This is a genomic window from Streptosporangium sp. NPDC000396 (assembly GCF_042898655.1).
Classification (GTDB): Bacteria; Actinomycetota; Actinomycetes; order Streptosporangiales; family Streptosporangiaceae; genus Streptosporangium.
This window is the reverse complement of sequence record NZ_JBIAZA010000014.1, coordinates 24,600-33,843: the sequence shown is the minus strand read 5'-3', so window position 1 is coordinate 33,843 and position 9,244 is coordinate 24,600. Positions and strand designations below refer to the sequence as shown.

Sequence of the window (9,244 nt, the reverse complement as noted above, 5' to 3'; positions counted from 1 at the left end):
TCACCACCCTCCTCACGACGGCGCATGAGCGCCGCGAGCAGAAGCGGGTGCTCGAAGAAGCTCTCACCACCCTCCTCACGACGGCGCATGAGCGCCGCGAGCAGAAGCGGGTGCTCGAAGAAGCTCTCGCGCTCGGGGGCCTCGGCAGTTGTAGGACGCTCTGTGGTTGTCGTCATGTAGTTCCCTTTCAGCGCTGGTGGTGCGCACACCATTTTGCAAGCGACAAAACGCACTATACCCACACCAAATTGGCCACAACCGCATAAGGCAAACCTGCACACATGCCGTTTGACCTGGTGTTTTGCTACATCCATCCCGTTTTCTTATATCAATATTACAAACACAAAAATCATCCCAAAAACCGCAACAAAAGGGCGGGATATACGCTGCAATGAGAGCATTTCTGCCGGGACTTTACGCACCTGTCCCCCTCAGTGTGATATTCCACGGCGTCACGGACGGAAACGCCCCAATCACCGATCACCTGCCGGGAACGGTCACCGTACGGAGATCACATCTGGTGATCGGGGCGAGGGTGGACGCAGGGGCCGGGACTCCAGCGGTCGTGGTGGACCGCCTCCTGGAGCGGGCGCCGATTTCGCCAGCCGTGCCGTTCGAGGTCGGGGACGGCCTCAAGGTGGGTCACCGGCCCGAGGCACAACCAGGCGACGGGGCGGATCGTGGCGGGGATGGAGAGGAGGTCGTTCAGGAACGGCTCGCGGTAGAACGACACCCAGCCGACACCGAGCCGCTCGGCGGTGGCGGCCAGTCAGAGGTTCTGGATGGCCAGGCACACGGAGTACAGGCCCGCGTCGGCGATGGCGTGGCGGCCGAGAACGGCGGGGCCGCCACGGTCCGGGTCATAGGTGACCACGATCGAAAGTGTGGACTCCAGCACCCCGTCGATCTTGATCCGGGCGAACCGCCGTGCGGCGGCGTCAAGGGTCGCGGCGAAGACCGCGCGTTCGTGCCGGACGTGTTCGTGAAACGCCTCGCGGACGGCGGCGTCACGCACCACGACGAAGTCCCACGGCTGGGAGAGCCCGACGCTGGGCGCGGCGTGGGCCGCCGACAGGATCCGGTGCAGGACCTCGTCGGGGATGGGCTCACCGGTGAACTCCGCGCGCACGTCACGGCGGCGGTGGATGACGTCGTAAAGCTGGCTGTCCATGGGCAGGCTCCCGCTGCGGTCGCGCCCCTTCTCGGGGGCTGTGAGCGCAAGGCCGGTCTTCGGACTCCCGGATCGACGCTCGGCCACCCGCCTTCCCAGCCCTCGCGGGCCAGTGGCTGCGCATGCGCGCGTGGGTGGCTGCTCCCCGGTCACCGCGGCGGGCCCGTGCCGGAATCACACCGGCTTCCCGATTCTCCTCACCGACGCGAGGCACCTTGCAACAGTTCGCCACCCGGTACGTTAGCGGATCCGTCATCGCCGAACTCGGGCGGACCGCGGAGTGAAAGCAAGGTGGGAGGCAAGGGTGAAAGACAAGGCGAAGGGCAGGGTGAAAGCGGGCGCCCGGCCTCATGGCCCGTGCCGGACGCCGCCCTCCTCCACCCGGTCGCCAGGGATCGCGGCGGAGATCCCGCCGAGTGCCGTCAGCACTCGATGACGTTGACCGCGAGTCCTCCGCGGGCGGTCTCCTTGTATTTGACCTTCATGTCCGCGCCGGTCTCGCGCATCGTCTTGATGACCTGGTCCAGGGACACGTGGTGTTCGCCGTCCCCGTGGAGGGCCATGCGCGCGGCGGTGATGGCCTTCACCGACGCGAGCGCGTTGCGCTCGATGCACGGAATCTGCACCAGGCCGCCCACGGGGTCGCAGGTCAGGCCGAGGTTGTGCTCCATGCCGATCTCGGCGGCGTTCTCCACCTGTTCCGGGGTGCCTCCGATGACCTCCGCGAGGCCTCCCGCCGCCATGGAGCACGCGGATCCGACCTCTCCCTGGCAGCCGACCTCGGCGCCGGAGATGGAGGCGTTCTCCTTGAACAGCACGCCGACCGCCCCGGCGGTCAGCAGGAACCGCACCACGCCGTCGTCGTCGGCGTCAGGCACGAACCGGGTGTAGTAGCTCAGCACGGCCGGGATGATGCCCGCGGCCCCGTTGGTCGGGGCCGTGACGACCCGGCCGCCGACCGCGTTCTCCTCGTTGACCGCCAGGGCGGACAGCGTGACCCACTCGATGGCGCGCAGCGGGTCGGCGGAGTCGGGGCGGCTCTCCAGTGCCTTGCGCAGCGCGGCGGCCCGGCGGCGCACCTTCAGACCGCCGGGCAGCGTGCCCTCACGGGTCGAGCCGCGCTCGATGCACTGGCGCATCACCCGCCAGATGTCGAGCAGCCGGTCACGGATCTCCTGCTCGCTGTGCCAGGCCTTCTCGTTCTCCAGCATGATCGAGCTGATCGGCAGGCCGGTGGCCCTGGCGTGGGCGAGCAGCTCGGCACCCGTGCTGAAGGGGTATCTCACCGCGGTGGTGTCGGCCACGATCCGGTCGGCCCCGGTCGCCGACTCGTCGACCACGAACCCGCCGCCCACCGAGTAGTACGTGCGTTCGCGCGTCACTCCGCCGGTCGAGTCGTAGGCGGCGAAGAGCATCCCGTTGGAGTGGTACGGAAGCCGCTGCCTCCGGTGCATGACGAGGTGATCGTCCTCGACGAAGCCGATCTCGTGCTTTCCCAGCAGCCGGACGGTCCCGGTCTCGCGGATCCGCCGCAGCGTCTCGTCGATGCCGTCGGTGTCGACCGTCTCGGGCGCCTCTCCCTCCAGCCCGAGCAGGACCGCCTTCGGGCTGCCGTGCCCGTGGCCCGTCGCGCCGAGCGAGCCGAACAGCTGCACCCGGACCTCGGCGGTCTGTTCGAGCAGGCCGTCGTGTGCCAGGCCTTCGACGAAGGTCTTCGCGGCACGCATCGGCCCGACAGTGTGCGAACTGGACGGGCCGATGCCGACCTTGAACAGGTCGAAGACGCTGATGGTCATCCCTGCTGCCCGGAGACATATTCGGCGGCGGCGTCGGCCAGCCACTCGGCCAGGTATCCGGCGAACGACGAGCGCACGAGCACCAGGAACTCGTCACCGTCGCGGGCGACGAGGACGACCTGGGCGCGGGCCAGCATGGTCTGAGCGCTCCGGCCCGGACCGAACTGCCGGGGGTGCAGGTCGAGGGCGCAGCCGTGGGCCAGCAGGTCCCGGGCCCTGGGCCCGGCCACGAGCAGCGCCGTACGCTGCGCCGAGACGTCGGTGACCGCGACGTGCTCGGTCCCGGCCGCCTCCCGCAGCCGGGCCTCCAGCGCCCGCTCCGTGCCGGCCTCACCGATGACCAGCCATTCGTCGGGGCCGAGCCACAGGACGTCGACGTCCGTGCTCACGCACGTGCCGGGCTCCGTGGGCAGCGGCGCGCCGAGGGCCAGCCCGATGTCTCCGGCGGCCCGGCCCTTGGCGTCCACCCGCAGGTTGACCTGCGCGAGGAACGGCACCTCCGCGATGCGGAGGTCGTCGCTCGACACCGGTGTGAACCGGGTCAGCGGGCTCAGTCTCTCAGCCATCGCGGCGCGCTCCCTCGGGGTCGTAGAGGACGTGATGGGTGACGGTGACGGGGACCAGGTCGGCCCCGTCGGGCACGTAGAGCTGCTCGCCGACGCGCTCGCGCCCGCCCTTGACGAGGGCGAGGGCGAAGGTGCGGCCGAGCGCCGCGCTGCGGTAGCTGGAAGTGACGTGGCCGAGCATCGGAACCGGCGGCTCGGGCAGCCGGTCCGTCTCCACCAGCTGGGCGCCTTCGGGCAGCAGCCGCTCCGGGTCGACCGGCAGCAGGCCGACCAGGTGCTTGCGGTCGGGCCTGACGGCGTCGGCGCGGCTGTAGGACCGCTTGCCGACGAAGTCGGCCTTCTTCTTGGACACCACCCAGTCCATGCCCAGGTCGGCGGGGGTGACGGTGCCGTCGGTGTCCTGGCCGACGATCGGGTAACCCTTCTCGGCCCGCAGCACGTGCATGGTCTCGGTTCCGTACGGTGTGACCACGCCGGTCGCCTGGATGGCCTCCCACAGCGCGAGCCCGTCCCAGGAGCTGACGTTGATCTCGTAGGCCAGCTCTCCCGAGAAGCTGATCCGGCAGACCCGCGCCTCGATGCCCGCCACCCGGGCGTCCCGCCAGGTCATGAACGGGAAGCTGTCGTTGTCCACGGCCAGGTCCGGGGCGAGCCCGGCCAGCACGTCCCGGGAGCCGGGTCCGGCGAGCGCCACGGTCGACCACTGCTCGGTGACGGAGGTGCAGTAGACCCTCAGGGAGGGCCACTCGGTCTGCAGCCACTCCTCCAGCCAGTCCAGGACGGTGGCGGCGTTGCCCGTGGTCGTGGTGACCAGGAACCGGTCCTCCGCCAGGCGGATCACCGTTCCGTCGTCGAAGACCATTCCGTCGGGCCGGCACATCACGCCGTAGCGGATCGCGCCTACCTTGAGCGTGCTCATCATGTTGGTGTAGAGCCGGTCCAGCAGCTCACCGGCGTCCGGCCCCTGAACATCGATCTTGCCCAGTGTGGAGGCGTCCATCGCCCCCGTGCCCTCGCGCACGGCCCGGCACTCCCGCAGGACGGCGGTCTCCATGTCCTCGCCCTCGAGGGGGAAGTACCAGGGCCGCTTCCACTGCCCGACGTTCTCGAACGGCGCACCGGACGCCACGTGCGACTCGTGCAGCGAGGTGATCCGGACGGGGTCGTGCAGCGCGCCCCTGTCACGCCCGGCGAGGGTGGCGAAGCTGATCGGCACGTACGGCGCGCGGAAGGTGGTGGTGCCCAGCTCCGCGAGGTCGACGCCGAGGGCGTGGGCGACGACTCCGCTGGTCAGCACTCCCGAGGTCTTGCCCTGGTCGTGGGCGGTCCCGGCGGTGGTGTAGCGCTTGACGTGCTCGACCGACCGGAGCCCGGCCCCGGTCGCGCGCATGACGTCGGCGACGGTCACGTCCCGCTGCTGGTCGACGAAGTGGCTCCGGTAGTCCTCCGCCGGCACGAGCCACACGTGCTCCCCCGGGGCCGCCGGAACCTCTTCGGCGTGGGGAACCGGCCTGCGGCGGTCGAGGCGGAATCCGGTCGACTCCGCCGCCCGCGCTCCGGCCGCGGTTCCGTTCTCGAGGCAGCCGGCCAGGGTGAACACCCCTCGCGCGGCCCCCACGGCCTCCACCGCCTGGCGGACGTCTCCGGGGACGAACGAACCGAGCTCCTCATCGTGGCGAAGCTGTCCTCCAGCCTGACTGAACAGGTGGACCACAGGGTTCCAGCCGCCCGAAACGAGCAGCAGGTCCGCGTCGATCTCGAGGCCTCCGGAGACGGTCACCGAGGTGACCGCGTCCTGCCCGTTCACTCCGGTGACGTGGCGCCCGGTGAGCACCTCGGCGCCGTCCCATGCCTGTCCGCCGCCGCCCGGCCGTACGTCGACGATCGCCGCGATCTCGACGCCCGCGGCGGCCAAGTCGCGGGCCGCGGCGTAGGCGCTGTCGTTGGTGGTGAACACCACGGCTCGGCGGCCCGGCAGGACCCCGTACCGGTTGACGTAGGCGCGCGCGGCCCCGGCGAGCATGACGCCCGGCCGGTCGTTGTCGGCGAAGGCGATCGGCCGCTCGTGAGCGCCGGTGGCCAGCACGACACGGCGGGCCCGGATGCGCCAGACGCGCTCGCGGGAGCTCGCCTGCGCCTCCCGGCGCTCCACCGCGACCAGGTAGTTGTCGTCGTAGTAGCCGAACACGCTGGTGCGCGTGAGCACCCGCACCTCGGGGTGGCCCTCCAGCTCGGCCAGCGCGGCGGCCGCCCACTCGGTGCCGGGGACGCCGTCGACCGTCTCGGCGGTGTCCGGCAGGCTGCCGCCGACCGTGGGCCGGTCGTCGGCGAGGATCACCCGGGCGCCCGAGTCCGCGGCGGCCAGGGCGGCGCAGAGCCCGGCGGGCCCGGCCCCGACGACCAGGACGTCGCAGTGGGCGTACACGCCGTCGTAGCGCGCCGGGTCGGGCTGGTCGCTCAGCCGTCCCTTGCCCGGCAGGCCCCTGGCCACCAGGCCGTCGTACAGCTCGACCGTGGTGGCCTGGAGCATCGGCTCGGGGAAGGGGTGCTCGATCTGGACGAGCGCGTTGGGCTCCTCGGTCCACGAGGCGAAGACGCCACGGGGGCGGCCCAGCTTGATGCTCGTCGCCACCGTGCGCACGCCGTTGGCGAGCAGCGCGGCGGCGAGCGTGTCGCCCTGGTATCCCTCGTAGTCCCGGTTGTCGAAGCGGAACCGCAGCACCTCACCCTGGTGCCCGTCCCGGCGGAACGGCTGCGAGTTCATGCGCTCACCGGCCTTGGCTCGCCCGCGCGGTAGACCGCGTGGATCTCGTTGGTGTTGGTGTCCCGGACCACGTTGAACCAGCGGCGGCAACCGGCGCCGTGGTTCCACCGCTCGGCGAAGGGCCCCTTGGGGTTGTCACGGAAGAACAGGTACCGGGCCCACTCGTCGTCGGAGAGGGCGGCGGGGTTGTCGGGATAGGCGACGTGAGCCTGCCCGCCGTAATGGAACTCGGCCTCGTCGCGTGGCCCACACCACGGACAGGGAATCAGCAGCATCTGTCGGGCTCCTTCAGTGGGCGACCGCGGCGGCGCCGTGCTCGTCCACGAGCGCGCCGGTGGTGAATCGTTCGAGGGAGAAGGGGGCGTTGAGCGGGTGCGGCTCGCCGTGGGCGATCGTGTGCGCGTAGCACCACCCGACTCCCGGCGTGGCCTTGAAGCCGCCGGTGCCCCAGCCGCAGTTGACGTACAGCTCGTCCACCGGGGTGAGCCCGACGATCGGCGAGGCGTCGGGGCTGACGTCCACCACTCCTCCCCAGGTCCGCAGCACGTGCGCGCGGGCGAAGATCGGGAACAGCTCCAGCGCCGACGCCATCTGCCGTTCGATGATGTTGAACGCGCCGCGCTGCCGGTAGGAGTTGTAGGCGTCGATTCCCGCGCCCATGACCAGCTCGCCCTTGTGGGCCTGGCTGACGTAGACGTGCACGGCGTTGGACATGACCACCGTCGGGTGCACGGGCTCCAGCAGCTCGGAGACCAGCGCCTGGAGGGGGTGACTCTGCACCGGGAGCTCTACTCCGGCCATCTGGGCCACGACCGAGGAGTGGCCGGCCGCGCACATCGCGACCTTGCCCGCCGCGATGCGGCCCCTGGTGGTCTGTACGGCCTGCACCCGCCCGTCGGCGACCTCGATCCCGGTGACCTCGCAGTGCTCGATCAGGTCGACGCCCAGCTCCGCGGCGGCCCGGGCGAATCCCCAGGCGACGTAGTCGTGCTTGGCGATGCCGGCCCGCGGCTGGTAGGTCGCGCCCAGCACCGGGTAGCGCACGTCGGGCGAGATGTTGACGATCGGGCAGACCTCTTTGACCTGCTCGGGGTCGAGCCATTCGGCGTCGACGCCGTTGAGCCGGTTGGCGTGGACGCGGCGCACGCTGTCGCGGACGTCCTGCAGGCTGTGGGCGAGGTTGAGCACGCCGCGCTGGCTGAACAGGATCGGGTAGCCGAGGTCCTCCTCAAGCCCCTCCCACAGCTTCAGCGCGTGCTCGTAGATGCCCGCGCTCTCATCCCACAGATAGTTGGAGCGGATGATCGTGGTGTTGCGGGCCATGTTGCCGCCCGCCAGCCAGCCCTTCTCCAGCACGGCCACGTTGGTGATCCCGTGGTTCTTGGCCAGGTAGTAGGCCGTGGCCAGGCCGTGGCCGCCACCGCCGACGATCACCACGTCGTAGGAGCTCTTCGGCTCGGGGCTGCTCCACAGCCAGTCGGGGTGGTCGGGCAGGTCGTCGCCGACACTCATCGTGCCCCCTCCTCGGTCTTGTCGATGCCGGGGTAGAGCGGGTGCTTGGCGGCCAGCGCCTCCACCCGTCCGCGCAGGTGGGCCAGTTCGGTGTCGTCACCGCCGCCGCTCAGGGTCGCCGCGATGATGTCCGCGACCTCCTCGAAGTCCGGCGCCTGGAACCCGCGTGCCGCGAGGGCCGGGGTGCCGATCCGCAGGCCCGAGGTGACCATCGGCGGCCTGGGGTCGAAGGGGATGGCATTGCGGTTCACGGTGATGCCGACGGTGTGCAGCCGGTCCTCGGCCTCCTTGCCGTTCAGCTCGGACTCGCGCAGGTCGACCAGGACGAGGTGGACGTCCGTACCGCCGGAGAGCACCCGGATGCCGGACGCCGCGGTGTCCGGCCGCAGCAGCCGGTCCGACAGGATCCGCGCCCCTTCGAGGGTGCGCCGCTGGCGGTCCCGGAACCACTCCCCTGCGGCGATCTTGAAGGCCACCGCCTTCGCCGCGATGACGTGTTCGAGCGGCCCGCCCTGCTGGCCCGGGAACACCGACGAGTTGATCTTCTTGGCGAGGTCCTCCGTGGACAGGATCACCCCGCCTCGCGGCCCGCCGAGGGTCTTGTGCGTCGTGGTCGTCACCACGTGGGCGTGCGGCACCGGGGACGGGTGCAGCCCGGCCGCCACCAGACCGGCGAAGTGCGCCATGTCCACCATGAGGTAGGCGCCGACCTCGTCGGCGATCCGCCGGAAGGCGGCGAAGTCGAGCTGGCGCGGGTAGGCCGACCAGCCCGCGATGATCAGCTTCGGCCGGTGCTCCCTGGCGAGCCTCTCGACCTCCTCCATGTCGACGAGGTTGTCGCTCTCCCGCACGTGGTAGGCGACGACCTTGTACAGCCGGCCGGAGAAGTTGATGCGCATGCCGTGGGTGAGGTGGCCGCCGTGCGCCAGGTCCAGGCCCAGGATGGTGTCTCCGGGCTCCAGCAGCGCGGCCATGGCCGCCGCGTTGGCCTGCGCCCCGGAGTGGGGCTGCACGTTGGCGGCCTCGGCGCCGAACAGGGCCTTCACCCGTTCGATGGCCAGGCTCTCCACGATGTCGACGTGCTCGCAGCCGCCGTAGTAGCGCTTGCCCGGGTATCCCTCGGCGTACTTGTTCGTGAGCACCGACCCCTGGGCGAACATGACCGACACCGGGGCGAAGTTCTCCGATGCGATCATTTCCAGCGTGGACTGCTGGCGGTGCAGCTCGGCGCCGATCGCCGCCGCGATCTCCGGGTCGGTCTCCGCGAGCGACACATCCATCAGCGATTCGGGTGTGTTCATTGAGAACCTCGTTCTGCGGTCTCGGCAAGGGTGGTGAGCGGGACGGCGCGGGTGACGGCGCTCCTCGCGCCGCCACGGGCCCGTGCCGTCCTGGACGGGGCGGTCAGGGATGGTGCGGTCATGGGTCTTTCCTC

9 protein-coding genes and 1 riboswitch are annotated in these 9,244 nt (G+C 70.5%); all 9 genes read right to left on the bottom strand.

Annotated features, from left to right (window positions below; all coding sequences use genetic code 11):
• Positions 1–511: 511 nt before the first annotated feature.
• Positions 512–733 (bottom strand): hypothetical protein, encoded by a 222-nt coding sequence (locus ACFY2X_RS22920; RefSeq protein WP_389940814.1) that lies wholly within the window; start codon positions 731–733, stop codon positions 512–514.
• 36 nt (positions 734–769) lie between these two features.
• Entirely contained in the window at positions 770–1,171 is a 402-nt protein-coding gene (locus tag ACFY2X_RS22915; protein ID WP_389940813.1) for a nitroreductase family protein, read from the bottom strand.
• Between the two features lie 32 nt (positions 1,172–1,203).
• Positions 1,204–1,404, bottom strand: a riboswitch (cobalamin riboswitch).
• Between the two features lie 189 nt (positions 1,405–1,593).
• On the bottom strand, positions 1,594–2,967 hold the full coding sequence (locus tag ACFY2X_RS22910) for an L-serine ammonia-lyase (protein ID WP_389940812.1): 1,374 nt from the start codon (positions 2,965–2,967) through the stop codon (positions 1,594–1,596).
• Complete coding sequence (locus ACFY2X_RS22905) at positions 2,964–3,533, bottom strand: sarcosine oxidase subunit gamma (protein ID WP_389940810.1); 570 nt, start codon at positions 3,531–3,533, stop codon at positions 2,964–2,966. The genes ACFY2X_RS22910 and ACFY2X_RS22905 overlap by 4 nt, the downstream gene beginning before the upstream one ends.
• Positions 3,526–6,297 carry a 2Fe-2S iron-sulfur cluster-binding protein gene (locus tag ACFY2X_RS22900; protein ID WP_389940808.1) on the bottom strand — a complete coding sequence of 924 codons (2,772 nt, stop codon included), beginning with the start codon at positions 6,295–6,297 and terminating at the stop codon, positions 3,526–3,528. Before ACFY2X_RS22900 ends, ACFY2X_RS22905 begins: the two co-directional genes overlap by 8 nt.
• Positions 6,294–6,572, bottom strand: coding sequence for a sarcosine oxidase subunit delta (locus tag ACFY2X_RS22895; RefSeq protein ID WP_389940806.1), 279 nt, complete (start codon positions 6,570–6,572; stop codon positions 6,294–6,296). The genes ACFY2X_RS22900 and ACFY2X_RS22895 overlap by 4 nt, the downstream gene beginning before the upstream one ends.
• A 13-nt stretch (positions 6,573–6,585) precedes the next feature.
• The gene (locus ACFY2X_RS22890; RefSeq protein ID WP_389940804.1) at positions 6,586–7,809 is read right to left on the bottom strand and encodes a sarcosine oxidase subunit beta family protein; all 1,224 of its coding nucleotides are present in this window, start codon (positions 7,807–7,809) and stop codon (positions 6,586–6,588) included.
• Entirely contained in the window at positions 7,806–9,110 is a 1,305-nt protein-coding gene (glyA, locus tag ACFY2X_RS22885; RefSeq protein ID WP_389940802.1) for a serine hydroxymethyltransferase, read from the bottom strand. Before glyA ends, ACFY2X_RS22890 begins: the two co-directional genes overlap by 4 nt.
• Positions 9,107–9,232: a hypothetical protein gene (locus ACFY2X_RS22880; RefSeq protein WP_389940800.1), complete on the bottom strand. Its 126-nt coding sequence runs from the start codon at positions 9,230–9,232 to the stop codon at positions 9,107–9,109. The genes glyA and ACFY2X_RS22880 overlap by 4 nt, the downstream gene beginning before the upstream one ends.
• Positions 9,233–9,244 lie beyond the last annotated feature (12 nt).